At 44.3% G+C, this 25,883-nt stretch carries 22 protein-coding genes; 8 read left to right on the forward strand and 14 right to left on the reverse strand.

Annotated features, from left to right (window positions below):
• Positions 1 to 47 precede the first annotated feature (47 nt).
• The 5 genes from MHI55_RS22685 to MHI55_RS22705 form a co-directional block, all read right to left on the reverse strand.
• Complete coding sequence (locus tag MHI55_RS22685; protein ID WP_340386982.1) at positions 48 to 1,409, reverse strand: amino acid permease; 1,362 nt, start codon at positions 1,407 to 1,409, stop codon at positions 48 to 50.
• Between the two features lie 2 nt (positions 1,410 to 1,411).
• Positions 1,412 to 1,606, reverse strand: coding sequence for a hypothetical protein (locus MHI55_RS22690; protein ID WP_076318823.1), 195 nt, complete (start codon positions 1,604 to 1,606; stop codon positions 1,412 to 1,414).
• Between the two features lie 670 nt (positions 1,607 to 2,276).
• Positions 2,277 to 2,975: an RNA polymerase sporulation sigma factor SigK gene (gene sigK, locus MHI55_RS22695; protein ID WP_017687130.1), complete on the reverse strand. Its 699-nt coding sequence runs from the start codon at positions 2,973 to 2,975 to the stop codon at positions 2,277 to 2,279.
• A 130-nt stretch (positions 2,976 to 3,105) separates the two neighbouring features.
• Positions 3,106 to 3,285 (reverse strand): hypothetical protein, encoded by a 180-nt coding sequence (locus MHI55_RS22700; RefSeq protein WP_340386983.1) that lies wholly within the window; start codon positions 3,283 to 3,285, stop codon positions 3,106 to 3,108.
• 219 nt (positions 3,286 to 3,504) lie between these two features.
• A complete protein-coding gene (locus MHI55_RS22705) occupies positions 3,505 to 4,437 on the reverse strand; it encodes an alpha/beta hydrolase-fold protein (RefSeq protein ID WP_036615244.1) in 933 nt (310 codons plus the stop codon).
• Positions 4,438 to 4,967: 530 nt separating this feature from the next.
• On the opposite strand from MHI55_RS22705, the gene MHI55_RS22710 reads away from it, so the two are divergent.
• Positions 4,968 to 7,379 carry a hypothetical protein gene (locus tag MHI55_RS22710; RefSeq protein ID WP_340386986.1) on the forward strand — a complete coding sequence of 804 codons (2,412 nt, stop codon included), beginning with the start codon at positions 4,968 to 4,970 and terminating at the stop codon, positions 7,377 to 7,379.
• A gap of 66 nt (positions 7,380 to 7,445) precedes the next feature.
• Here the strand turns inward: MHI55_RS22710 and MHI55_RS22715 are convergent, their stop codons facing one another.
• The gene (locus MHI55_RS22715; protein WP_340386988.1) at positions 7,446 to 8,693 is read right to left on the reverse strand and encodes an MFS transporter; all 1,248 of its coding nucleotides are present in this window, start codon (positions 8,691 to 8,693) and stop codon (positions 7,446 to 7,448) included.
• 26 nt (positions 8,694 to 8,719) lie between these two features.
• On the reverse strand, positions 8,720 to 9,646 hold the full coding sequence (locus MHI55_RS22720) for an ADP-ribosylglycohydrolase family protein (RefSeq protein ID WP_076254361.1): 927 nt from the start codon (positions 9,644 to 9,646) through the stop codon (positions 8,720 to 8,722).
• A gap of 499 nt (positions 9,647 to 10,145) precedes the next feature.
• Here MHI55_RS22720 and MHI55_RS22725 point away from each other — a divergent pair, with 499 nt between their 5' ends.
• Both MHI55_RS22725 and MHI55_RS22730 read left to right on the forward strand, forming a co-directional pair.
• Entirely contained in the window at positions 10,146 to 10,814 is a 669-nt protein-coding gene (locus MHI55_RS22725; RefSeq protein WP_036615249.1) for an HAD family hydrolase, read from the forward strand.
• Between the two features lie 47 nt (positions 10,815 to 10,861).
• Positions 10,862 to 12,034 (forward strand): mannitol-1-phosphate 5-dehydrogenase, encoded by a 1,173-nt coding sequence (locus MHI55_RS22730; protein ID WP_340386990.1) that lies wholly within the window; start codon positions 10,862 to 10,864, stop codon positions 12,032 to 12,034.
• Positions 12,035 to 12,289: 255 nt separating this feature from the next.
• On the opposite strand, the gene MHI55_RS22735 is transcribed toward MHI55_RS22730, so the two are convergent.
• The 3 genes from MHI55_RS22735 to MHI55_RS22745 form a co-directional block, all read right to left on the reverse strand.
• Positions 12,290 to 13,180: a hypothetical protein gene (locus tag MHI55_RS22735; protein WP_340386993.1), complete on the reverse strand. Its 891-nt coding sequence runs from the start codon at positions 13,178 to 13,180 to the stop codon at positions 12,290 to 12,292.
• A 142-nt stretch (positions 13,181 to 13,322) separates the two neighbouring features.
• Positions 13,323 to 13,976, reverse strand: a complete 654-nt coding sequence (locus MHI55_RS22740; RefSeq protein ID WP_340386995.1) for a YkyA family protein — start codon at positions 13,974 to 13,976, stop codon at positions 13,323 to 13,325.
• Positions 13,977 to 14,013: 37 nt separating this feature from the next.
• Positions 14,014 to 14,916 carry a polysaccharide deacetylase family protein gene (locus MHI55_RS22745; protein ID WP_235431597.1) on the reverse strand — a complete coding sequence of 301 codons (903 nt, stop codon included), beginning with the start codon at positions 14,914 to 14,916 and terminating at the stop codon, positions 14,014 to 14,016.
• Positions 14,917 to 15,144: 228 nt separating this feature from the next.
• Between MHI55_RS22745 and MHI55_RS22750 the strand changes: the two genes are divergently transcribed.
• Positions 15,145 to 16,089 carry a DMT family transporter gene (locus MHI55_RS22750; RefSeq protein WP_340386998.1) on the forward strand — a complete coding sequence of 315 codons (945 nt, stop codon included), beginning with the start codon at positions 15,145 to 15,147 and terminating at the stop codon, positions 16,087 to 16,089.
• A gap of 63 nt (positions 16,090 to 16,152) precedes the next feature.
• Entirely contained in the window at positions 16,153 to 17,007 is an 855-nt protein-coding gene (locus tag MHI55_RS22755) for a sulfurtransferase (protein WP_340387000.1), read from the forward strand.
• A gap of 211 nt (positions 17,008 to 17,218) precedes the next feature.
• Here MHI55_RS22755 and MHI55_RS22760 read toward each other — a convergent pair whose 3' ends face one another.
• Together MHI55_RS22760 and MHI55_RS22765 are read right to left on the reverse strand one after the other, a co-directional pair.
• Positions 17,219 to 18,778 (reverse strand): acetamidase/formamidase family protein, encoded by a 1,560-nt coding sequence (locus MHI55_RS22760; protein ID WP_340387002.1) that lies wholly within the window; start codon positions 18,776 to 18,778, stop codon positions 17,219 to 17,221.
• A 597-nt stretch (positions 18,779 to 19,375) separates the two neighbouring features.
• Positions 19,376 to 20,278, reverse strand: a complete 903-nt coding sequence (locus MHI55_RS22765) for a CPBP family intramembrane glutamic endopeptidase (RefSeq protein ID WP_340387004.1) — start codon at positions 20,276 to 20,278, stop codon at positions 19,376 to 19,378.
• A 140-nt stretch (positions 20,279 to 20,418) separates the two neighbouring features.
• On the opposite strand from MHI55_RS22765, the gene MHI55_RS22770 reads away from it, so the two are divergent.
• Positions 20,419 to 20,997: a TetR/AcrR family transcriptional regulator gene (locus tag MHI55_RS22770; RefSeq protein WP_340387006.1), complete on the forward strand. Its 579-nt coding sequence runs from the start codon at positions 20,419 to 20,421 to the stop codon at positions 20,995 to 20,997.
• Between the two features lie 153 nt (positions 20,998 to 21,150).
• On the opposite strand, the gene MHI55_RS22775 is transcribed toward MHI55_RS22770, so the two are convergent.
• Together MHI55_RS22775 and MHI55_RS22780 are read right to left on the reverse strand one after the other, a co-directional pair.
• Positions 21,151 to 21,738, reverse strand: coding sequence for a DUF1629 domain-containing protein (locus MHI55_RS22775; protein ID WP_340387008.1), 588 nt, complete (start codon positions 21,736 to 21,738; stop codon positions 21,151 to 21,153).
• Between the two features lie 68 nt (positions 21,739 to 21,806).
• Complete coding sequence (locus MHI55_RS22780) at positions 21,807 to 23,588, reverse strand: AraC family transcriptional regulator (RefSeq protein WP_340387010.1); 1,782 nt, start codon at positions 23,586 to 23,588, stop codon at positions 21,807 to 21,809.
• 404 nt (positions 23,589 to 23,992) lie between these two features.
• Here MHI55_RS22780 and MHI55_RS22785 point away from each other — a divergent pair, with 404 nt between their 5' ends.
• Complete coding sequence (locus tag MHI55_RS22785; protein ID WP_340387012.1) at positions 23,993 to 24,964, forward strand: phosphotransferase; 972 nt, start codon at positions 23,993 to 23,995, stop codon at positions 24,962 to 24,964.
• A gap of 65 nt (positions 24,965 to 25,029) precedes the next feature.
• Positions 25,030 to 25,791, forward strand: a complete 762-nt coding sequence (locus tag MHI55_RS22790; protein WP_340387014.1) for an ankyrin repeat domain-containing protein — start codon at positions 25,030 to 25,032, stop codon at positions 25,789 to 25,791.
• The last annotated feature ends 92 nt before the right edge of the window (positions 25,792 to 25,883 follow it).

Consider the following 25,883-nt stretch of genomic DNA (forward strand, 5'->3'; position numbering starts at 1 on the left):
AACCGCCCAATATCATTGGGCGGCTTTATTTTGCAACGAGGGTAAGACTACTGTCTGTTATTACTCAAATTTTTCTTTTTGAGAAGGTAGATCCCCGCAACAAGGATAAACCACACCGGCGTGACAAACAGTGCCACTCGCGTATCCTCAGCCAACGCCAAGACCACCAACACAAAAACCAAAAACGCCAGAATGAAGTAGTTGGAAAACGGATATAGTGGCAGCTTGAAGCGACTGCGACTCGCCAGTTCCGGCTGGGTACGGCGGTATTTCAGGTGACAGATTACCATGATGCCCCAGACGAAGATGAAGCACACAGTCGACACACTCGTGATCAGCGTAAATACACCCTCTGGCATGATATAGTTCAGCACAATCGCGATCAGAATAACGATCGTGGAGAAAAACAGCGCATTGGAAGGGACTTTCCTCTTGTTCAGTCTTGCAAATGATTCAGGTGCGTTGTGATCCTTTGCCATGGAGAACACCATACGGCTTGTACTGAAAATGGCACTGTTACACGCTGACGCTGCGGAAGTCAGTACCACGAAATTCACAATGCCGGCGGCAGCTGCAATACCCACAGCGGCAAACACTTGTACAAACGGACTTTCAGTAGGCACAATGGCGTTCCACGGGTAGATGCTCATAATAATCAGCAGTGCGCCAACATAGAAGAGCATTACCCGGATCGGAATCTGGTTAATCGCTCTAGGAATAACCTTCTCCGGATTCTCCGTTTCCCCCGCTGTGAGTCCCACCAGTTCCATGCCTACAAAGGCGAATACCACCATCTGGAACGATATGATGAACCCATGCAGTCCATTCGGAAACCATCCCCCATGACTCCACAGATTGGTGAAGCTCGCTGGACCCTGATCCGTTGTAAAACCTTTGAAAATCATATATAAACCAACAACAATGAGTGCCAGAATAGCCACGACTTTAATCAGGGCAAACCAGAATTCCATCTCACCAAACAACTTGACCGTTGCCAAGTTCATAATTAGCAAAATGACCAGCGCAATTAACCCTGGCATCCACTGAGGTACATTCGGAAACCAAAACTGCGTATATAAACCAACGGCCGTAATATCAGCCATGGCAATGGAGATCCAGCAGAACCAATAGGTCCAGCCTGTAATAAATGCCGCCATATTTCCCAGGTAATCACGCACAAAATCGACAAAGGAATGATACTGCAAGTTGCTTAACAGCAGCTCCCCCAATGCACGCATGATCAGGAACAACACAACACCCGTAATAATGTAGGCCAGCAAGATGGATGGCCCTGTTAGCTGGATCGTTTTGCCTGCTCCAAGAAACAGACCTGTACCGATCGCACCTCCAATCGCCATCAACTGCACATGCCGGTTCTTTAATCCCCTTGTTAACGTTTCTTGCTGCATGATCAACCACCACTCTCTTTCTGTACATGCTCTCTACGATGCAAAATATTATTACTCATCATATAATAATCTGCCCAGAATACATATCCCTCTTTTATATATTTTTTTGCAAAAGCAAAGAGGCCACCTTTGTAAAAGGTGACCACTTCATATGCTCCTATTTCATGCCCTTGGCTTTTATTAATCTTAAGTTGCATCCGATCTATACTATCATCAGCCTATGTACATTCCTTTGTTGTTATTCTCATGCCATGTCATGCTGATTATACATATCTATAGAAGTATATTAAAATATAAGCCAAGCATAGAGCGGCAACAACTAAAAAGGTAATTGCTAATGAACGTTCGTTTTTCCAAATTCGAATAGCATTAGCAACATTAATTATGAATAATGCAAGCAAGTTAATGGTACCCGAGTTTGATTGAAACGAGTTGAACACGATCATCATAAATCCTACAATCCAGATTAACAAAAACCACAGTGGAGTTTTCTGAAAAAGCTGCTTCATTATGATGTACTCCTTATATATTAAATTGGTCTGTGTACAAGATATTCTTCAACGGGAATGGAAATTCCTTTATTTAGGTCATAATCCCAAATAATTAATACTATTTAGATCCAGTTTTAAGTATCTTCACAGTAAAAAGGGCTCCCGATAAAGGCGCCCTCTGGTCTGTTAATCTATTCCTTTTTCTTTTCCAATCTGTTTTGAGGATATCAATTAGTGTAATTTCATTGCCCTCTTTGTCCGTGCCATTTTCAGAGAGCGCAGTGTATCAAATTTTCGATCTTAATGCATCTCCCTACAAATGCGGAAGGTTCAGAAAGCACCATCTTTTTAACGAAAAGCGCTATCTATCCAACAACTACTTTTGCTTATAAAACTCGTGGTACAGCTTCATTAACGCTCGCTTCTCAATCCGTGATACATAAGAACGTGAGATGCCCAGTTCCTTCGCAATTTCGCGTTGAGTTCGTTCCTCCCCGCCTGCTTCCAGGCCAAATCGACCGATTACAACTTCCTTCTCCCGGTCATCCAGGATATCTAGATTGCGATAAATTTTGCTTTTTTCAATCTTGAGCTGTACCCGATCTACAACATCATCAGCTTCTGTGCCAAGGATGTCGATTAATGTAATTTCATTGCCTTCTTTGTCCGTACCGATAGGGTCGTGCAGGGATACGTCTTTGCGTGTTTTCTTCAGGGAACGCAGATGCATCAAAATTTCGTTTTCAATACACCTCGCCGCAAATGTGGCAAGCTTCGTACCTTTGCCTTGTTGAAAACTTTCGATGGCTTTGATCAAACCAATGGTTCCGATGGAAATCAGGTCTTCCTGATCTTCACCCGTATTATCGAACTTCTTGACGATATGCGCGACGAGGCGCAGATTGTGTTCAATGAGCAGATTGCGAGAGTGAGCATTACCTTCAGCCATAAGGCGCAAATGTTTGGCTTCATCACCCTCAGCCAGTGGCTGGGGGAACGCATTATTTTTGACATACGAGACGAGTAACGTTAACTCTTTAATGAATAGAGCAATTGCGGTAAACAATCCGGGCACAGATGACACCTCCTGCAGTTTTACAACGATCTGGCCTGAGCACATGTGGGAACAGGGTCGATCTATTGTATGTAGGCAGTGGCCCAGAAGTGCACGTACACTTGAAAAAGGTGAAGCTTCTGTAGTTATTTCACACGCTAACAGAGACAATAGAGCCTACCCGCTGAAGCAGAAGAAATTCTTTCTCCACACTTTGGATAAAATATGTTTTCTCCCCAAATATAACGACATCGTTCTCCATTAAGGGGACCTCGCTTTTGAAATAAATCACATTGTCCGTTTCCCGGAATGCACCTTTGTAATAGAACATCCTATTTCTCTCCTTCATGTATCTACCTATGTAATTAACTACCCGCTCCATGTGGATCTGCTTCCTTCATGCTAACATATTCGCTCTCATTCATCATGTCATATTCGCACACTAACCAACATAAAGCCCCAGCCCTGTGCAGAACAGAACTGAGGCTACATATCGATATGAATTCCTGTTTCTCCTGTCGATTGCTTCAAGAAGCTAATTCAAATTAAATTATTTGAAGATTCTTTGTGAGAACTGATACAGGCCGCTGTTCCAGACAGATGGTTCGTGTCCACCTACATCCAGATAAAAGGTATGCGGAATATTCATGCTGCTCAAGCCGTTTTTGAAGTTCTGGCTGACCCATAACAGACCGTCACTTGATCCACAGGAGATCCACAACAATTTGAGTTGGCTGGCTACTTGTCCCGGGTTGGAAACCAGCTGTGATACAGATTGCGTATTCGGTGCAGCCGAGAAGGCCCCTACCCAAGCGAAGGTATTCAGATTTTTCAATCCGAAGTTAAGCGATTGCCCACCACCCATGGACAGACCGGCCAACGCACGGCTATTCTTGTCTTTGTATACCGGATAATTGGCCTCGATATGAGGAATCAGATCCTTGAGCAGGTCTTGCTCAAACCGTTCAAACGCAGCCACTTTGTCCGGAGCAAAAATGTCACCGACTGGACGGTCGTCCTTCATGGCACGGCCATTCGGCATGACAACGATCATCTGGGACAGCTTGCCTTCCGAATACAGGTTGTCCAAAATGTTCTTGGGTTTCATTGCATTGACCCACTCATGCTCATCCCCGCCGATGCCGTGCAGGAGATACAAGACGTTATACTTTTTATTCGGAGAATATCCTGGCGGTGTATACACGGTCGCTTTCCGTGTATTGCCCACCGTTGTGGAGTAATAGGATATCAGATTGGTATTTCCGTGCGGAATATTGTTTCGATAGCCATCAAAACCCGGTGGTGCCGGCACCACCGGAGTATTAGCAAGCGCATTGTTTGCGTCATTGCCGGATACATTCATAGATTCATACGCTGTGTTCTGAGCACCAACCTCGCTGGAATCCGTAGCAAAAGCCATTGTTGGGGCAATCATGGCAACGATCATCGAAAGACTTAAAAGGATTGTAATACGTTTTTTCATCTCAATTTCTCCTCTCAATTTTGTCAAACTTAAGTATGCGTTTCTCGAAGTTTCACTGGATTACGCTTGATGCTGAAGTTCAACTTTTTCTAACGCGGTGAAGTAAGCTTCCTCTCAACCCAAAATTGAAAGCCCTTACAATAAACAGGTTAGATCACCTCCCTTCCCTTCAGAAAACACTGAAACATGTAGATTTCACTCTGTTTTCCCGACATAGAATTACTTATATAGTATATTTAAACTTATTTATCCATTTTTTGCAACAATATTTTCATTTCTAGCGATTCAATTCAATGGTCTTAGAGCATCAGAGTTTTTCTTCTTTCTTCTTTATTTTCGAATCATAATTTAAAATTGTAAAATACTGTTGTTAAATTGAATATTTTACCTTATTATAGCTTCCATAGGGGGGTGTCTATGAACAATTTCAATAGATTCATAATATTTTTCTTCTGAGATATGCTTACGCAAAAGTTTCAACGTTTCGGCTACCAATATCTTTTGCAACTACTTTATTTTCTGGGAGGAAAATGATGATGTTCAATGTACGCTTTTCGATCAAAAAAGCATGGGCTTCATTCCTGGTTATTACATTATTGCTGCCTTTACTTGTGGGGTTATGGCCATCCAATGTCTATGCTGCATCTAACAATGAAGGAAAAATATCCATAACCGCAGATGATGAGTTCACACTTTTTATAAACGGCAGACAGACGGGAAAAGGCACCGACTGGGCCAAAGCCTATACGTTCCCTGTGCCGATTCAATCTGGCATCAATGTGATTGCAGTTCAAGCGAAGGATATAGGCCTCTATGCGGGACTGCTGGCAGACCTTAGCTACGGAGATGAGAATCTGGTTACGGATTTCAACTGGAAAGTATCTGAACGATATATCGAAGGTTGGGAGCAACCCAAATTCGATGATTCGTCATGGTCACGTGCTACTGACTTCGGACGGTATGGCAGTGATCCTTGGAAACAGATTAGTGGCATGCCTGAGGAGACCAGTGCACGCTGGATCTGGGCAGGCAAGACCAATGTGAATGCTCCAGTTTCAGAAGCATATTTTCGAATCTCATTTAACGTCTCCGAAGATGGACTGGCTATTAGCAACCCCATTTCTTCTTCAGGTCAATTCGAGCAAGTCGATTATCAGTTAAAACCAACCCAACCCATGCCTGCTTCCATGGTGAAGAGACTTCCCGTGGTAAATGCCGTCTTTGAAACGGTGGAAGAGAAAGGTTCTATAGAACTTAGCACCCAAGAGGCTGCCCAGATCGGTAATAACCTAGCTCCTGGTCAGATCTTTCTCGATCAGTCCTCTGCCCGGGCTATCAAAGTTACAAGCGTCAATAGAAGCTCTGGTGGTATGCGGGTAGATTACACCACTCCGGGTGTGGAGGAATTGTTCGATTACTATGATATTCCCGAGCAGGAGGTCTCGTTCGAAGAGCGCAATATCGTCATGCCCGATCCTGAGATGGTATTGGATAGCAAGGAATGGCTTGTTCAGGAAACCCCTTCCTTGTTAGAGACCGATATAACTGACGATGCTGAAATGCGACAGTTCAACATCGACAACACGATTCAAAATGATTTAGATGCAAATACGGACATGGTTGCGGATGCAGAAACAATGGATATCGCTTCCACGGATATCGCACCCATGGATCTGAATGATGTGAGTTCCATGGACATGAATGATACAAATGATATGGATCTGAATGAAATAAACTCCACGGAATTAACTGATATTAATTCAACGGATCTGAATGATGTGATTCGTGCTGCTGGAGCAGGTGATTTTGCCAATTGCAAAAAATCCGGCAATGAGTTTGTCTGTGATTTCAAGAAGGTACTTGTAAATCAACAAAATGCAAACGGTAACAAAGTGTTCGTTGAAGCAGGTGGCAAGCTCACCTTGATTGCACCCAAAGTTACGGGGAAATACGGATTTTGGGGAAAATATGATCTGAAATTTACTGCTGGTGAGAAAGCCAACATCTATATTAAAGGTGATGCCAAGTTCAAAAAAGAAGTCAAAGTTCCAATCATGGGCTTCAACATTGGTGCTGGCAATCTCGGAGCCGTATCTGTCGGCGTTTTTCTGGTCATTGGTATTGACGGCAACGTCACCTTTGAATTTCAGGTCGATCAGGGATACACGGTTACCGCGGGAGTCAAAGGGAAAACACGTGTCTTTATTCCCGTGAAGATCCAGCCTTACAGCAGTGTGAACAGATATCTTACGGTAACCCATAAAATTGAAGGACAGATCACTGCTTGGGCAGGAGCCAAAGCGGAAGTCGGTCTGAAAATTGCCGGCAAAAAAATACTTGAGGTAAGTGTTTTTGCCGGCATTGAAGGCACAGGGAAATGGACAAGCAGCAATAATGTGCCCAGTACCATGTCTCTAAAGATTGATGCTCTCGTCAAAGGAGAAGGAGCTGTATTTAATAAGTCCTTCAAACTCTTCGAGTTGCGCTGGAATTTGGTGAATCTGGTGAAAACCCCTACCAATCCGGGAACCGGACAGAACCTGGCACGAAATGCTGCCATAACGGTAACTTCCACCTATCCCGGGTATTCAGCAGCCCGAATCAATGACGGGGATCGTAACACGGCCTTGGGGGAAAGTTATAGCTGGGCCAATAACCGTAATTCCTCACTTCCCCAATATGTCGTCATTGATTTGCCGGCATCGAGTTCAATCCAGCGAATTGATCTGTATACCACACAGGGATACCCGCTTGCCAATTATGATCTGCAATACTGGAATGGCTCAAATTGGGTGAATCTTGTACAGATTACAGGCAATCAAGAGTTAACGCGTTCACACACATTTTCAGCAGTCAGTACCTCCAAGATCCGTGTCGTAGCGAGTAAAGGTCCTTCGCATCAGCCAACCTATGTGCGAATCAATGAGCTTGAAATCTATTAAAACAACATGCCCAAAAAGCCTCAGCCCCTGGTTACACAGGATGGCTGAGGCTTTCTTGACATCTGTTTAGTGTACGGATACTGGATTAACTACCTCTGCACCCTCGGGTGAAGTCTGTCTGTCTTTCATCAACAGACTGATGAACAAACCCAGCAAACCCAGTGCAGCAATTACTGCGGCATACAAAGGCACTGAGATAAGTCCCGTATGCGTAATTGCATACCCACCCATATAGGCACCAGCGGCATTTCCCAGGTTAAATGCCGAATGACTTGAGGTTGTCGCCAGCAGCGGTGCTTCACGAGTCATATTCATGATTCGAATCTGCAATCCTGGCATAATACCAAAAGCGGCAACCCCCCAGAAAAATATGGTGATTACCGCGAGATAAGGATTCTCTAGTGTAATCGTAAGTGCAGCTAACAGAAAAGCTAAGATCCCAAAGTTGACGATTAACGAAGGCATCAGCTTCCAGTCTGCCAGACGGCCGCCAACCAAATTGCCCAAGGTTACACCGAAGCCAAACAACACCAGAATCCAGGTCACACTTTGCTCCGCAAAGCCGCTAATATCCACAAGCATCGGCGTAATATAGGTGAAGACTGTAAACAAACTTCCGCACCCCAACGCCCCAATAAGCAGAACCAGCAACACTTGTGGACGAACCAGATTCCGAAATTGCTGTCCGAGGTTCGCTGGTGCTCCTGGCGGGAGGACGGGAATGAAACGAATGATACCAATCAACGAAATGATGCCCAAGATCGTAATCGCCCCGAAAGATGACCGCCATCCGAGCTGTTGCCCGATAAACGTACCAAACGGAACGCCAATAATGTTGGCAATCGTTAGCCCCGCGAGAACAACCGATACCGCTCCTGCCCTTCTCTCGGGCGCAACAAGCCGCGTCGCCATGATTGAACCTACACCAAGGAACGTACCATGAGCAAATGCCGTTAAGATCCGTGCTGAGATTAACAACCCATAGGTGGGAGCAATGACAGACAATGCGTTTCCGATAATGAAAATGCACATCAGCAGTACCAGCAATTTTTTCTGTGGAATCTTGTGTGTAAATACGGTCAAAATCGGCGCACCTACCGCTACACCAAGCGCATATCCCGTAATGAGTTGTCCTGCCTGCGGAATACTTACATTCAGGTCTGTTGCCACATTGGGCAGCAGGCCCATAATAATAAATTCAGTCATACCAATCGCAAAAGCCCCTATCGTCAGACATAACAGGGATAATGGAAACGCCCCTCGTTTACCTGACGGTGAAACCTGTGGTTGTACTGTGTGTCCAGTCGTGCTCATAGATGTTCTCTTCTCCTGTCTCTTAATCAACGATTTTCTGTCGCCTTCAACCACAAGGCATCGGTTAGTTGTTCGAACGCTCCACGCATAGCCAGCTTGTCCCGCCAGTGTGCCGGAATACCACTCAATCCATAATAAGCACCTGCGATCTGCCCATACACCGCACCTGTAGTGTCCGCATCATCACCCAGATTAACAGCTAACAACGCGCCTTCTTCAAAGCTTGATGACTTATGAAACGCCCATAGTGCTGCTTCAAGTGAACGAACCACATAGCCGCTGCCCTTAATTTCCGGCGGTTCTTTGCTCTGATAGGAACCCATAACAACCTCTTCAATAGCAGGCGAAAAAGTAGGTTCTTCCCTCCACTGTCTGCATGTCTCCGGCATCAGCATGACGCTCTTGTCCGCTCCGCGCAGACCGGCAACAATTATGGCGGCCAGCACTTCACATGCTTCCACGCTTTCCGTTGCAGCATGTGTTGTCCGGGAGCTCAGCCCAGCATAGTGGACCGCCTCGTTTGGTTGATTAGCGTAAGCCATCACGACAGGTGCAAGCCTCATGATAGAGCCATTGCCCGCCGTCATCGGGTCGGTTGATCCGCTGTAAGCTTCTCCAGTTATCTCAAACCTCTCCAAGGCACTTCGCGTGGCCCCGCCGATATCAAAGCAATCGCCTGTGCTGCTCATATACCCGACCTTGTACCAATTGGTGTATCTGCGCATCTGATCCGCAGGATCAAAGTCTGCCTTACGTACCAGACTTTCTGCCAGACACAGAGCCATGGATGTATCATCTGTCCACTGCCCTGCCTCCAGCCCGAATACGCCGCCACCCACGATATCCGTTACGGGTTCAAATGCGCCCGGGCTACTGAATTCCACGGTAGTTCCCAACGCATCACCCGCTGCAAGCCCGATGAAGCAGCCATTGAAACGGTCCTTTTGCAGCATGTTTGTCTTCCTCCCTTACTCCATATACTTTTACAATCTTTCTTCCATTCTCCCACAGGGCCTGATCTGGCGTAAAGCTAATAAAATCCAATAAATTAAGCTCCATTTCTTCTATTATAAAAGTGTCGAAAGCTGTAGAACGGCCAGAATAGCAAATTTTCATAAAAAAAGTTTTATTTTTTTGAGCTGTAAAAACAGTTTATTCAGTACACCGCTTACATGCAAAAGGGTTAACGGTTTGCAACGTTCATCATTTTCTGAAAACAAATCATACATGTGAAAATTTTCAATGTAAACAATCATGACGCGCTTGACCCTTCGGTTTGTCCTATGTTACGGTTTTATTAGCTTCAAACGCATATTTTTTCCCAAATTAATATTCGTTTTCGGTGTATTGCGTCAACTAATATCCCGCAGGTTAATGAATACAGGGAATGAATTTGCAGAAAATTTTCACTTTTTATCCCCAAACTAATTCTGAAACAGGAGGAACAAATTTATGATTAAGGCACTGGTGTTTGATTTCGACGGAACGATTATTGATACAGAGACAGCATGGTATATTGCTTTTCGTGATGCTTACAAGGAACACGGCGTAGATTTAACCCTGGAGATGTATTCACAATGCATCGGTACCAGTCTGAAAACATTTAATCCATATGAGTACCTCATCACAGATTTGAATCTTCCGATCGATCGGGAAGAGTTCAGGGAATCCGTTCAGTTGCAGCACGCTGCATTGATGAACAAAGAAAAGGTGCGTCCTGGTATTCAGGAATATCTTGAACAAGCACGTGAAGCCGGACTGAAACTCGCTGTAGCATCCAGCTCCAAACGGGAGTGGGTTGAACAACATCTGGAACAACTGAAACTGAAAGATTATTTTGAAGTCATTCGTACGGCAGATGATGTTGCAAATGTGAAGCCTGACCCGGAACTCTATACTCAAGCACTTGAAGCCCTTGGAGTAACTGCAGACGAAGCCGTAGCGATTGAGGATTCACCTAACGGCGCGCGTGCAGCTGCTGCGGCTGGTATGCACTGCGTAGTCATATCGAATACCATCACAGGAACACTGGAATTCGATATGCCTCACCAACGGCTGTCTTGCTTGACTGACCTTACATTTAACGATTTGATTTCGAAGCCACTCGTCACTACCGTCTAAGGTCTGCACGAATTTCGCGATTTAATCCTTAAAGGGGGAGTTCACACATGAAAGCTGTACATTTTGGTGCGGGCAATATAGGCCGCGGTTTTATCGGTCATATGTTGTCCGCTTCCGACTACGAAGTCTGCTTTGTCGCACGTAACCCGAAGAAAATCTCCATGCTTCAAGAGAGACAGGAATATCCGATTACACTTGCCAATAGAGATCAGGACACTACGATTGTCAACAACGTGACGGCTATCAATGTGAATGAGCAGAATCTGGTTGCTGAAGAGATCGCTTCAGCCGATGTGATCACAACCGCGGTGGGTGTATCTGCACTCGGAGATATCGCCGAACCGATCGCCAAAGGTATTCAACTTCGCATGAAAAACAATAATCAGGCTCCACTGCATATTATCGCTTGCGAAAATGCCATCGGTGGTAGTACCAGGCTGAAGAAACGCATCTATCCGTTTCTGGATGAACAAACTCGCAAAAAAGCCGAACGTTATGTTTCTTTCCCCAATGCAGCTGTGGACCGGATTGTTCCGGCTCAAAACCACAAAGACCCGCTGCAGGTCACTGTTGAACCTTTTTACGAATGGGTCGTTCATCGTCCAGCACTTCTGGATGGATTTAAGAAAATAGATGGCGTCCACTATGTGGATTCGCTTGAACCTTATATCGAGCGTAAAATGTTTACGGTCAATACAGGCCATTGTGTCGCCGCATACTTCGGCTATCTCGAAGGATTCAAGACGATCCGACAGGTGATGAGTAATTCCACCCTGCGGGCCAAAGTGCGCCATGTTATGGAAGAGACCGGTCAGATGCTTATCCAGAAGCACGAATTCAACGCTCAGAAGCATAACAAATATATCGATACCATACTGGAACGCTTCGCCAATCCCAACCTGACGGATCAGGTCACCCGGGTCGGACGTTCCCCCCTTCGCAAGCTTTCGCCTCATGATCGGCTTGTTCGCCCAGCGATGCAGGCCAGTGAATTCGGAATTCAAATTCCTCATTTAACTTCTGCTATGGCGGCCGCAATGCTGTTTAATGACAAACGCGACGAGGAAGCCATGAAGCTACAACACATGATTCGCGAAGATGGCGTCTCCGCCTTCATCCGTGAACGCATGGGAATTCCCGACGAACATCCCGTTCATCAGAATGTAATCGCCCGTTATCAAGAACTCAGAGGGCGCAAGGAATCGACTATACTAACCTGAGTAACGGATCAGGGCATGGGTTCGATCCTGCAAACTGAATAGAAGCACGGCCAAGAAGCCGGGAGGAACCTATGCAGCAGCATCGCTCCTTCCGGCTATTTGTCTATGCACGGCGTGGCACGGCACGGTACATCTATCTATATTGTAGTAACGTTAATAAAACAGCGTATCTCCTCTCTCAAGGAAACACGCTGTTTGGGGAATCTTTTTAATTTTAATACATCGTTTGGCTCAGCCTTGTAGCTCATCCCTTTTCTACTCATTCATAATGGAATTGAGGGATGCATATGCCATGGGCAGGAAACCTTCCGAAGGTTCACCAATAGGTGCTTGGATGTGGAAAATGAAACCATTGCCGTCCAGTTCTTTGACAATAAAGTACTCTGTTTTCTTATCATTCTGGGACATCATGTATAATCTTGTATCCTTCATCGGGCCGTTGCTGAGTTGTTCAGCCGTTAACTGCTTCACTTCTCCGGTCTCGGACAACTCTTCCTTGGCATCCATCTTCAGCGTATCCAGATTGTAATTCGCCGGCAGCTTCTCAATCTCTACCTCATAATCCGGATCAATCTTCATTGTTAATTCATGGTCTTCGGCGTCAAAAGCCATCGGTTCAAACACATAAAGTGAATAACCTTTCGCTTGCGCCAGTGTGACTGGGCGTTTCTCGGTCATTCCTTCTACCGTCACTTCTAGCTCTGATGTCTTCGGACGATCGGACGTTACCGTACCGCCTGCATTGGAACCGTTATTGTCATCACTCGATTCAATCTTTGCAATCTCTGTAAGTACCAACTGTTTCGTTGTTGCATTAATCGTTTTCTCTACATATTTGAAACGAACGGAATCTTCGTCATCGATATCATCCAGAGACTTCTGCAGATCTTCGCTCACTTGGAATGACATCGGCTTCTCATTCACTCGAATCTCAACGGTATGCGGATCAGCCCATCCAGTCAGAATACCTTCTGTTTCTATTGCAGCACTTTCATTTGGTTGTTGCTCCGGTGCTGGTGACTGTTCTTCCGTATTATTCACTGTTGGCTGTGCAGCAGGATTACTGTTCCCACATGCCACAAGCGAGAATCCCATAATTAAAACCAGGAGTGATGCACTGACTTTCATTGTATTTCCTTTTCGCATATGAACACCTCCGTTAGCTTATACGCAATGATGCTTGTCCATGTTGCTTCTCATCCATTGGCTTGGCTGTATACTAGTACTTACACGGGAGACAGGCAGCTCAATCATGCAAAATATCTGAATCGTTGCTCAGATCCTCTGCTCAGCTGGCCTGATCCATCTGTACCAGTTTGGCATTGGCTCCGTTAAACGCTTTGGTCTGGAGGTTAAATTGCTTTCGGAATTCAGCAAGCTTCGCATATTCGCTATTCCGTACCCGAATGGCTCGCTTAATCTTAACCAGATTAGGTTCTGCACTTTCTCTCATCAGATCATACAACTGTTCATCGGCACTCAGACTCAGCTGATACGAGGCAACAAAATTTTCCAATGCACGTGCTCTTGATTCATATTGATCCAGCACCTTTTCAGCCTGTGCCAACGTTTCTTCTTTTTCAAATGATAGTTCTTTCAATGAACTGCGCAGGGCCACTGTCTTCTCGTTGGTCTGTTTCATGGCCTCTTCCGCCTGTTTCAACAACGTTCTTCGTTCATGAATATGACCTACTGCCTGATCCAGCAGTGCTTCGAGATCACTGTTTTTGTTCTTGCCTTTGTCTAAAATAGACTTGTATAACTTCATATCTTCCTGCTCATGACTGGTCAGCGTCTTCAAACTCTGATCGATCTCCTGACCGCTGAGCACCAATTGGTTTATCTGATTTGCCGCAGGCTCCTGCGGATCTCCACAACCACTCACCAGCAGAATTAGCAATACACTAACTGCCGCAAGCGCCACTTTTTTACTCGTTAGCACCCAAGTCCTTCCTCTCTTGCATCATCTTGTTGTTATATTACAAGCGGGTATCTCCGCTAAAATTGGCTACCCAGTGTGCATCCGGATCGTATACTTCGAACTCGTAACCCCGATCTTCGAGTAACTTCAGAATGCGTGGTAAAGCCTGCACCGTCTGCTCCCGCTCATGCATCAGAATCACTTCCTTATCCCGATGTACACTTTTGCTCACCCGGGCCACAATCTTGTCCGGCTGACCGGGAAGATTCCAATCGAGTGAATCTGTCGTCCAGTCCCACATCTTGAATCCGGCCGCTGCAATGTCACCTCTGAACTTTTCACCGATCTGTGGACTGCTGCCATAAGGTGCACGAATAAGATGAGGCGTAAAACCAATCAGGTCTTGCACCATCTTCTGCTCTTTCTTGAACTCTTTCACAAAGTTTGCCGAGTTGCCGCTCTTATACAGCTTTTTATAGTTATGTGTCATGCTGTGAAGTCCAGGATAACTGCCTTCCTTCAACAGCCGTTTCACTGCTTCTGGATGCTGATTCAACTGACGTCCGATCATGAAAAAGGTAGCCTTTGCCTCATGCTGCTTCAATATATCCAGCAGTTGTTCTGTATATTCAGTTGGCCCATCATCAAACGTTATGTAAGCCAATTTGCGAACCTGGCCCTGGAACCGTGCCGGCTCCTCCTTCGCATCCGGAGTAACTTGTATCATGCCGAGCTTGGCCGGCTGTTCGATTACAGTAATCGGAGGCGGCGCCACAACGCTTTTGATCCAATGCGTCATGCCAAAGAATACATATGTAATACCGGTAACGAACAGTACCAAGAGCATTAGAGCTATGATTACCCTTCCATACCGGATTTTTCTTCGTTTATGTGTTTTCGTGCGACTTGTGCTAGGCGGAATACTGCCACGCTCTCCCGCTCTCTCTTGTTGAACTCTCACTGTCATGCCACTTCCTTACTTTCATTTTTTCCCGATTATTGGTATATTATCTCGTTTCATGTCTCTATATAGAAGATTAATAGAAAAATGGATCGGGAGAATGACAGAATAGTTACAAGCCCGGTTACAATCTACTTATCTCTTCGTTCTCTTTATCTTTCCTGCGGTTGTCTTCTCCTGTATAATGAAGTGATTTACGCTATCAGACTTCAAGAAGGAGCTACACCCATGACAAGCTTGAACCGTGCCGGCAGATCCATCTATCTGTTATTCTTTGTCGGCATTATCGCCATTTCTTTTTCTTCGATCTTTGTACGCTGGTCTACCGCAGATGTTGCGGTCATTGCCATGTACCGTCTTTTTCTCACCAACCTGCTAATGCTCCCGTTTGTCTGGAAATACAGACATGAGATGATGCGGCTGAGCTTACGGCAGTGGGGCTTGCTGCTTGCATCCGGTGTGATGCTGGCCCTTCATTTTCTGCTCTGGATGGGTTCGCTACGGCTCACCAGTGTTGCCAGTTCCACAGTTATTCTCGCGCTGGAGCCTATACTGATTCTTGCCGGTTCGGTCTGGCTGTTCAAAGCCAAAATTAACCGCATGATGATCATCGGCATGGGCATCGCCCTGCTTGGATCAATCGTCATTGGCGCAGGAGATTTCCAGTTGGCAGGTACTGCCCTACAAGGTGATGTACTGTCTTTGCTTGGCACAATTGCAGTCGCCGTTCATATGCTGCTGGGTCAATTTTTGCGTGTGGGGCTTAGTGCATTTTCGTATAACTTCTGGGTGTTCTTCGTAGCTGCTTGCACGCTGGCGGTATATAATCTGATCATGGGCCACCCGTTCGGAGGTTACGCTGCGTCAGAGTGGGGAATCTTCCTACTGCTCGCCATTGTGCCAACGATCTTTGGACATTATCTCTTCAACTGGCTGCTTCAATATATGAATGCCACAACGGTATCCATGGGCGTACTTGGGGAACCCGTATTCTCTTCATTACTGGCCTGGATGCTGCTCGGCGAATCCCTCAGTGCATTACAGATGTCTGCCGGGGTTGTCATTATATTCGGGGTATGGATCTTCATTCGATATGGCAAAACCAAACCTCAGATTGCTTCAGCAGAAGCCTCAGTTGCGGGAAAAGGGCCTATTGAACCTACCACGGTATAACGTATTTTTTCGTAAATCATAGTAATAAACGACTCTATCACTCTCATAAGGCGGTGTATTTTGATGAAAAATATTGTATCCATGCGCTGGCTGCTCGCCAGAATGTATGAACCGGATGTAGTTATTGCAGATTGCCGATTCTTGCTCGGTCAGCCAGAGGCTGGAAGACAAGCCTATGAAGCTGGACATATTCCAGGAGCTGTTTATCTCGATCTGGAAAAAGATCTGTCTTCTCCTGTGTCTGCGCACGGAGGACGTCATCCGCTTCCTGATCCAGCTGTGCTCGCAAGTCGTCTCTCCAAAGCTGGCATCGGCTCCAATAGTCGTATTGTTGCTTATGACGATCAAGGCGGAATGAATGCATCTCGGCTATGGTGGCTGCTTCGCTATATCGGTCATGAACAAGTGTATATCATGGACGAAGGTTTCTCCGCTTGGAAAAACGCCAAATATCCGGTGACTACGGATGTGCCGGTTCAGATCCCATCTTCCTTTGAGGTGAATGTGCAGCCAGCTATGCTGGCAAGTGTTGAGGATGTGCAACAAGCCTCTGCAAATGGCAGTGCCTTGCTAATTGACTCCCGTGATGCTCGCCGCTATGCGGGTCTGGAGGAACCGATTGATGCCAAGGCCGGACATATTCCGGGTGCGGTGAATTATTTTTGGAAAGATGTGTTGGATTGGGATGGACGTTGGACAGATACTGGGGTGTTAGAAGAGCGTTTCAGTAAGCTGGACAAGGATGGTGCGATTATCGTGTATTGCGGCTCCGGCGTATCAGCCTGCCCGAACGTGATTGCACTGGAAGAAGCGGGATATACAAATGTGAAATTGTATTCCGGGAGCTGGAGCGACTGGATTAGTTATGAGGAGAATCCGGTGGCTACTGGTAATGCGGAAGCGGACAAAGACGTATAGCAGTATATCGATTTGAATACACCGCCAGGTGGCTTATCTGCCCCAGCGGTGTATTTTTCTATGTTTGGAGCCAACATCGAGTCAACAACACAACCCAGTAAGTATTTACAAGCATACAGAAGTAGACATTACGTGGCAGCTTTTTTTGATTCATGATAACGGAAAAAACCGTGATGGATATCTGTCCACCACGGTTGAATAATGAAATCTATTATTGTTTTTTACTTAACGATACATTAGCTGTTAACGTCTTGTCGATCGTCGTCCAGTTGACATAAGCACCTAGTATTTCATTAATAACAGAAACCGGAACTACGGTTTCGCCATTTAAAAGCTTAGGTACGTTACTATTGAACACTAGTTTATCGTTAATTGAATACACATCTGAACCAATTTGCGCACTTATATTTTTCGTACCTAATTTGATTTGCGTTGTACGCGTCTTATTATCCCACACTACTGTACCGCCCAATAGCTCGGAAATTGTTCGAATCGGTACGTAGAACTCATTGTTATGAACAACCGGTTTGATTACCGTACCACCTACATTCATTGCAACGTCAACATATTCAAGGAAATCGGTTTTTCGAATGAGTCCATGAACCCCTTTAGTTCGGTCTACCACCTGAGATACTTCATAATCCGTTGCCGCCGATAAGTACGCATAAGCTACACTTCTATCCATATCAAGCTTATCGGATAAGAATTGAATCGATTCACGTACTGATTCTTTCATGGCTTCATCCAAATCAGGGTCCAGTCCAATTGGAATCCAATAATCCTCTGTTTCAGCAAAAGGTTGCGTGAATTCTCCACTGTGTGGTAGTGATGGATCACCTTTCTTTAACACCGTTAACCGAACTGTCCCCCTTAAGGAAGCTTCCAATGCAGTTAACGCCACTTCCCCATCTCCTTGAGCAAAGTGTGGATCTCCAGTATAGAATAACCCGCCTTTAACTTGAATCGGATAATAAATAGTTGCACCAACACCCAACTCATTAATATCCATATTCCCTCCTGTTTCAATAGGTGGGATAGAACTCACAACTTCACTGGTATTTGGTGCAACCCCCATAACACCTAGAAACGGGTTAATTGGAAAAAGCACATTTTTGCCAGCTTTTGTTGGTAATACTCCATACCAATTGCCGTTGATTTCTTCAATAGGCGTAAATATAGATACATTATTATATAGCTCCGGTTTTGTTGCGCTAGCTCCCTCTAGTGGGCCTGTATTTTCTGGAAATTCGTTAGGAAGGGCCCCTTTACCATGGCGGTTAGAAATGACACCATACGGAACTCGAGTTTGCAACGAAAGGACTTCTACTTTAAGAACATCTCCTGGCTCCGCTCCCTCAACTGCTACTGGTCCAGTGATAATATGAGGTCCGTCTTTAACATAATCATGCTTCATCTCAGAAGCCGCAATTACCTTCGCATCATCCAACACTCCATCGGGTGAGATACCGAATTTGCCGAAGTACTCCACTGGATTTCTCCCTTGATCTTCTATCAATCCCTCATGCGATACCGTATCAAATGTTACAGCACTTCCTGATGGCACAGTAAGAATCGGAGAGCTGTCTCGATTGGGCAGTGATCCCCAGCGAATGTTCTCAATCGCAGACGTTACATAATAATCACCTTCTACCTTATCAAGGGTTGTTGGTTGCAGCGGCATACTGAAGCCCACTGAAGGTAGAGCAAATGTAAACATACTTATAATCCCTACTGAAACCCCAAATTTCCTAATCGTTCGGTTAATAAACATTACGCTCCCCCTCTATACTATGTAATATTTTCTAACACAAATAAACACTAACATATAAATACATTTACAACAATATTTTTTTGTTAACAAACATGACATTAAGGAGCTATTTTTCAAGAATAAACTTATAAACATAAACAATATGTTAATATACTTATCATATGGAAGGCGTGTAAAACTAAAATACTAATAGTAACTTAAGGATCCTTTTCCAGATATTTGAACAAAATAAATTAAGTTACAGGAAAACTATGTATGTATTTCATGTTTCTGAACCCGCCGCAGGAATACTACTGCATTCCGGTTCAGGCTTAATCACCTGTCTGCACGTGATTGCACTGGAAAAAGCGGGATACTCAAATGTGAAGTTGTATTCCGGAAGTTTGAGTTAGTGGATTAGTTATGAGGAGAATCCGGTGGCTATCGGGGAAGAGTAGGTACGGATCACAAGTCTGCAGGATCTCAAAAACAAATACACCGCCATGCAGGCTGATGCCTGGGGCGGTGTATTTTCTAGTGCCTGAGCGTCACTCGGGAATATGGGAGAGATAGAGGCATGTTTCATGGGGAGACTGATCCAACCAAATCCTTTCTCGCTCAATGAAACAGGATCTGCAAAAGAAAATGAGGAGAAGCATTCATGAGTCCATGTATCAAGATAATCACCCATATTTTACGATAGCGGGCCCATAAATAACCAAGAAACAGACCTGTAACCCCATGATTTGCAATTACTGTTGCCACATCAATATCCCAATGACCATTTCCTTGAATGGCGACATGCCAAATGGACCATAGTATTGAAACTAGTAGTATGGCGGGCCATCTTCCAAGCAACGTCTCCAATCGGGTTTGCAGCCATACCCGATAAAAAACTTCCTCCAATACGCTATTGATCATAAAACCAATCAACACCAAGAGAAGTAATTCTGTCATATCGGTTGCTACGATCTCTCCTTCTGGTTGTGCAATTGGAGAATAGAACTTTAGATAACCCCAGACCAAAATAACGATTAGTGGTACGATGACGTGTCTGCGAGTGCGAGGTTTTACCGAGATAATGTCTTGATGCCCGCCAGCCATTTTGCGATAAATCAGCAATAAAATCAACGGAGTGAACAATAATGTCGTTAACTTGAACGCCAAATAATATAGCTGGAAATGTAATCCTTGCTGGTCTATCGTTATCAGAGAAACCGTAAATAAAACGCCTGACAGCAATAATACAATCGATTGAACGACCAAGTGCTGTTTCTCCATTTGTTGGAAAATTGAGGAATCATGACTTTGATAAGGAATCATATGGATTAGAAAAATACCAAGGAATGCCGGTGACATACTATGCCATATTGGAATCACTTCCTCATGATCAGCCGTGTACCTTATATTCAAATTTCCGGTCCACACTAACCACAATACAGCAGCAAATATAATGATCATACATAATAAGCCGATTGCCTTTCCCCATGCTGGAAGCATTACTTTGAATTGCTGATTCATTCCAATTGCACTCCTTTGAGTGGCATGTTGCGTTTGCCCCATTCTTTTTTTAATTCAGTTGAGTTAAATAAATTCTAGCACATCCCTTCTTCATCGTCTATTTATTTCAGTTGAGTTAAATAATATGATATTCTGTGTGTATGCCAAAAATCGTGGACCATGAGAAGATGAAGAATATTATCGCTGAAGCTACTTGGAAAATCATTAGTGAGAAAGGCATTCATCATGCAACGTCAAGAACGATTGCGAAGGAGGCCGGATTATCACAAGGCGCTTTAAGACATTACTTTTCAAAACAAAAGAGTCTATTAGCGTTTGCAATTGAGTTAGTTAAGGAAAAGGTACTTACTCGAATAAAAAATCTGAATGCAAGAGAACTGGCGCCTCAAGAAAGAATTGTTGAATACTTGCTCGAACTAGTCCCGACGGATGAACAAACATTATTGGAAATGGAGGTTTGGTTTGCATTTGTAAGCTATGGAAAAACGCAAAAAGGGTTCGACGCCAATTATGAGGACCTGCAAAACGCAATCAAGAACTGCATCATGTACTTGAAAAATGAAGGTCTTCTGCGTACAACCGATGAAGAGAAGGAACAAGAAAAACTGTATGCCTTTATGAATGGGATGGCTCTCAATTTGTATCTAGAGCCGGATAAGATAAATAGAACACGAAGCAAAGAAATGATACAAGACTATATCAATTGGATTATACGTTAAAGGAAAACTTGATGCATAGATCAGGGAGCTAAGCCAGCTGACCCGCGCCTAGCAAAATACACAAGAAAGTCCGGTGGCTACCAGGGAAAAATAAAGACTAAAGAGCCCACGTTTTGCGTGGGCTTCTTTGTGCTTTCATTATATCCATACATTTTAGGTGCTTACATCTCCGACTTCTGTAACGTTTAGATTCAGCTTATGTTTTCGGCATACTTCGTAAAAATCTTTTGAAACAATGGGTTTGAAGATATTTATATAATCCAGCATAAAAAATTCATGCTCGCCAATTCGCTCTTCATGAAGGCAGATTTGAGATACAACTTTGACGATCTTACGTGGAGGTTGTTGTACAGATGCAGCAATGACCGCTTTGCGCCCATATTCCGAACATTCATAATCAAAAATATCCAAACGATCAAGCTGATGTGCAGTCCAATAGGTTTTTTCAACCGCACGACCATCGTGGTAACAGACCGTTGTCGGAATAAACTGTGTGTTTGTTTTCGTTTCCTCCAACAGCGTTTTAAAACGATCTGATACGTGTCTCGTTCCTGTGATCGTCTCAAAATAATCTACGTTCAGGTTACGCACCGTAGGCACTAACTCAACCTCTGCCGTTGTCCCCTCAGGCAACGGATTCTCTATCGCCAAATAATTCATATCTAATTGGGGAGTGAAAGTTGTTCCGCCACTAATAAACCCTCTACGTGGATATTGAGATTCCAGAAAATAATAGTTCAAAAGAATGATGTCTCCTTTCCAAATAAAGTGCCTTTCAATCAATTATACAGGTTAAGCGGCCCCTCCAATTACTCCGCGGTTTTAAGCAAGTTATCCACAATAAAATCAAGCTGTTTGTCTAACGAATAAATATCATTGTAGAAAAATAAACCAAAGCTCATATCAATCAGACGTCCTTCTTTGACTGCGGCGATGTTATTCCAAATTGAATTGTCTGACAGATCAACCATTCCTTCAAAGGAAGAACGGAATATATAATCACCCACATATTCAGGTAATACTTCATAAGAAACGTCCTTGCTTGTAGCATCGTTTCTTGCATTTTCAATTTCACGTTGCAAGACTTCAGGTGCTTTCATCCCTAAATATTGATAAATAATCTGCGACCCCCGGCCATAACCCAAGCCTGTCATTACAGCCATGGAACCTTTGTTACTTTCCATAATTGTGACGGTTTTATCCAAGATACCTGCTTGTTCAAGTTTTTCCTTGCTTTGCTCAACCTTTTTGTGAAGGTTATCTAACATTTCCTGAGCTTGTCCCTCTTTACCCAAAATTTCTCCAAGCAAATTCATACGTTCTTCTACTGGCAGGTCATAAGGAATATATACTGTAGGGGCAATCATTTTAAGTCCTTCATATATTTCTTCATTGGTAACAATAATGAGATCGGGATTAAGCGCAGTTACTGCTTCCGGGTCCGGATTAAATGCTCCTAATGAGGTGGCACCTTCCAGTTCACTCGCAAAAGCCGCTCCTTCTTCTACAGAAGAGATCCCCACAGGATTTACGCCTAAAGCAAGCAAATCACCCATTAAATACAGGACAACTACTCGTTGTGGATTAACCGGTACTTCAATATCCCCTTTTAAGGTGGTTACGGTCTTCATTTGAGATTGTGTATCTGTATGGTTAGCGTTGTTGGCCGCTACCTGATTCGTTGGCTTCTGAGAACCTTCATTGGCTGCAGGACTTCCTGCCCCACCAGTTGAACAAGCACTAAGCAATAGGGTTAAACAAAGTAATAATGTGATAGCCAAGGGTGTCTTTCTACTTCTGTACATCAATAATTCCTCCTCAAATATATGATGATTATGATAATCATTATCAATATATAAGGAAGTTAGATCCTGTACAATGCCTAATCGTGCCACAGTCGATGGTACATTAGGACTTTCATGCTGCTTTCGATAACGAATAGGTGCAATCCCCATATATTTCTTAAATATTTTAGCAAGATAATAACCATCAGGATAACCAACAGCCTTGGCAATTTCCTGTAAAGTAGCATCTGTAGCAAGCAGCAGTTCCTTCGCTTTGTTCATCCGGATTTGAATGACAAAATCAATCGGACTATAACCAGTCTGGCGTTTGAATAGCCTTGATAAGTGACGTGGACTGCTATCCATAAGCTCTGCTAACAAGTCCATTGTGATGGGTTCAGCGTAATGTTCCTGCATATAATATTTCATTTGTGCAACCAGGTCTGGCTTTATTGTTGGCACGCGCCCATTGTGGATCTGCCATAACAACTCGTATACAAATTGATAAAATAATGACTTTACATGGAACTGTTCCAGTGCCTCTTGCTCTTCCCAAGCTGTCATCATGTATTGTACTTTGCTTAACAAGGAAACAGGCTGATCAGGTGCAAAGCCGTATTGAAGCTTGAAGGGATTACGGTGCTCCATCAAAGCCAAAATATCCTGACGCTCAGGTAGCGGAATGATGGCTTTGTAATAAATCATATAATATTCAAGGAACTCTTCAACAGGCAAAATGTTCAGGCAACAGCCCTTCCCACCATGCAAAACATGGAATCGTGAGACCTGATGATCTTTTCCATCCAACCGTATAACAGCATTGCCACGCACCATGTATAAGAAACAGCTCGCAGGGAATCGGTAGGAGTGAAGTACCTCCTTCCTTTGCATAGTTATATGGCGAATATCCATTATTTTAATAGATGCCTTGTTCCATAATAAAAGATGTTCATTGAAATGTAAGATGGCTTCCCAGCTCCTTAAAATCATTGGTCATATATAGTCAACAGAGAGTCAACTTGCATGCAAAATAGGGGCCGGATCACCCACTAACGTGAGTACCCGACCCCTTGCTTTGATATACATATGAATATACAGACCTTAATCAACACTTTAACAGATCAAAAAGAAACAGTCTATATTTTTGGGAAAATGTTCTATATATTTAGGTTGCTGGCCGGCAAAATACAGTTGAAACGGAGCTTAAGTCGATGATGTCCAACAACCATCTTACTCGTGAAGAATTACAGGATTATGTGCAACATGTATTTGGCGCCAGTTACCTCATAACGCAGAGCGCAAGAATACATGGAGGCGCACAAAAAGTCATTTACAAAATTGACTGCACGAATGGTTTCACTTGTATGCTGTACGTTTGGGATATTTCCAGCAACTATTTTCAGGAAGAGATCTTGAATGAACCCACTTTCCACAGTTCCTATGGCAGCGAACTTTTCTCTTTGAATACTCGCTTTCTCGCTCAACATGGAATTCGAACACCAATCTTGTATGATCTAAATAACGATAGAGACCGGCACTCTTATGATTTTGCTCTTGTTGAGTATGTGGATGGACAGAAAGCCGAAGCGTATTTCCAGCATAAAAATCACAAAGATCGGGATGAGTTGTTTCAACGGATCAGGGATATGTTGTCTAATATGCATGGAATCCAAAGAAACGTTTATGGAAACGCCAACGATAACAGCAAAAAGGCTGGGCCTTGCTACCAAGTTCAGCGGTTAGATGCCGAAACAGCCTTATCTTATGCATCCAAACACATGACAGATATAAGGAAAAATGACGAAAGGTTGCTTGAGAAACTTTACGAATTGGAAGCAGCAATTCAACCTAGAGATCTCTATAGTTTCATTCATGGAGAGTTAGGTCCGGATCATATATGGATAGATCATGTTATGCAACCATGCCTTATTGATATTGAGGGCGCAGGATTCTTCGATCTCGAACATGAGCATAGCTTTCTGGAGTTTCGATTTGGAGACTTTTATCACTACTTAAAAAATAATGATCTCGACCCGGAGCGGATGACATTTTATCGATTTTGCCATCATTTGTCCTTGATATCAGGAGGACTGAAACTGCTTCACAGACAATTCCCCGATCAGCAATTCGCAAGAGGCCTCGCGGAGTATCATGCTAGATGTGCAGTTCAGATGCTTTCATGAATATGGATATAAGCCTGGAAGGAGATTTGAGCATGGAGTTTATTCACGAAGATGAAAAACTTGCAGTGAGCGTTATTCAAGCCATTCACACTGGAGATATTCCAACGTTAGAGCAACTACTGGCAGAGAATCCAGGATTGGCAAACATAAGAATATTGGAAAGAAAGCCTGACAACGTAGATGCAGACTCCAGTATCTCTCGAACACTGCTGCACGTGGTGACGGATTGGCCGGGGCACTTCCCTAATGGAGCGGATGCCGTGCGAGTATTGACCAAGTTCGGTGCGGAAGTGAACGCTCCTTTTGTCGGTCCAAACATCGAGACACCTTTGCATTGGGCTGCAAGCTCCAATGACGTTCAAGTGCTCGATGCCCTTCTTGATGCTGGCGCAGACATTGAAACGCCTGGCGCGGTGATCGCCGGTGGCACGCCGCTGGACGATGCTATTGCTTTTGCACAATGGAATGCAGCACGGCGCTTGGTTGAGCGCGGCGCGATCTTTGCCCTTTGGCATGCAGCCGCCCTTGGAGATATTCACGCCCTACAAGAACATTTTAAAGGAGCCAAACTCCCGGAACGTTATCCTTGGGGAACAAGCACCTCCCCTTCTCCTCCCGATGCAGTAACCGTTGCCTTCTGGTGTGCTTGCCATGGAGGTCAAAGAGAAACAGCCGAATGCCTTCTTGACCAAGGCGCCGAACTGAACTGGATAGCCAGCTGGGATGGAATGACTCCACTGGATACAGCAAAACGTAATTTTTCATCCGAACTGATCCCGTGGCTTGAAAGTCAAGGTGCCAAATCCGCTAGCGAGATTCACAGGTAGATGAATAGCTAGCATGGAATTGCCAATCGCCAGCCGCTGCGAATACAGTTATGAGGAGAATCCGGTGGCTACTGGTGAAGTTTAGAGGACTC

The sequence above is a fragment of the Paenibacillus sp. FSL E2-0151 genome (genome assembly GCF_037993015.1).
Lineage (GTDB): Bacteria > Bacillota > Bacilli > Paenibacillales > Paenibacillaceae > Paenibacillus > Paenibacillus amylolyticus.

Excerpts from the sequence above, each read along its gene's own strand:
- MHI55_RS22685 (WP_340386982.1), bottom strand. The coding sequence starts at position 1,409 with ATGCAGCAAGAAACGTTAACAAGGGGATTAAAGAACCGGCATGTGCAG.
- MHI55_RS22690 (WP_076318823.1), bottom strand. The coding sequence starts at position 1,606 with ATGCAACTTAAGATTAATAAAAGCCAAGGGCATGAAATAGGAGCATAT.
- MHI55_RS22700 (WP_340386983.1), bottom strand. The coding sequence starts at position 3,285 with ATGTTCTATTACAAAGGTGCATTCCGGGAAACGGACAATGTGATTTAT.
- MHI55_RS22705 (WP_036615244.1), bottom strand. The coding sequence starts at position 4,437 with ATGAAAAAACGTATTACAATCCTTTTAAGTCTTTCGATGATCGTTGCC.
- MHI55_RS22710 (WP_340386986.1), top strand. The coding sequence starts at position 4,968 with ATGATGATGTTCAATGTACGCTTTTCGATCAAAAAAGCATGGGCTTCA.
- MHI55_RS22715 (WP_340386988.1), bottom strand. The coding sequence starts at position 8,693 with ATGAGCACGACTGGACACACAGTACAACCACAGGTTTCACCGTCAGGT.
- MHI55_RS22720 (WP_076254361.1), bottom strand. The coding sequence starts at position 9,646 with ATGCTGCAAAAGGACCGTTTCAATGGCTGCTTCATCGGGCTTGCAGCG.
- MHI55_RS22725 (WP_036615249.1), top strand. The coding sequence starts at position 10,146 with ATGATTAAGGCACTGGTGTTTGATTTCGACGGAACGATTATTGATACA.
- MHI55_RS22730 (WP_340386990.1), top strand. The coding sequence starts at position 10,862 with ATGAAAGCTGTACATTTTGGTGCGGGCAATATAGGCCGCGGTTTTATC.
- MHI55_RS22735 (WP_340386993.1), bottom strand. The coding sequence starts at position 13,180 with ATGCGAAAAGGAAATACAATGAAAGTCAGTGCATCACTCCTGGTTTTA.
- MHI55_RS22750 (WP_340386998.1), top strand. The coding sequence starts at position 15,145 with ATGACAAGCTTGAACCGTGCCGGCAGATCCATCTATCTGTTATTCTTT.
- MHI55_RS22755 (WP_340387000.1), top strand. The coding sequence starts at position 16,153 with ATGAAAAATATTGTATCCATGCGCTGGCTGCTCGCCAGAATGTATGAA.
- MHI55_RS22760 (WP_340387002.1), bottom strand. The coding sequence starts at position 18,778 with ATGTTTATTAACCGAACGATTAGGAAATTTGGGGTTTCAGTAGGGATT.
- MHI55_RS22765 (WP_340387004.1), bottom strand. The coding sequence starts at position 20,278 with ATGAATCAGCAATTCAAAGTAATGCTTCCAGCATGGGGAAAGGCAATC.
- MHI55_RS22770 (WP_340387006.1), top strand. The coding sequence starts at position 20,419 with ATGCCAAAAATCGTGGACCATGAGAAGATGAAGAATATTATCGCTGAA.
- MHI55_RS22785 (WP_340387012.1), top strand. The coding sequence starts at position 23,993 with ATGATGTCCAACAACCATCTTACTCGTGAAGAATTACAGGATTATGTG.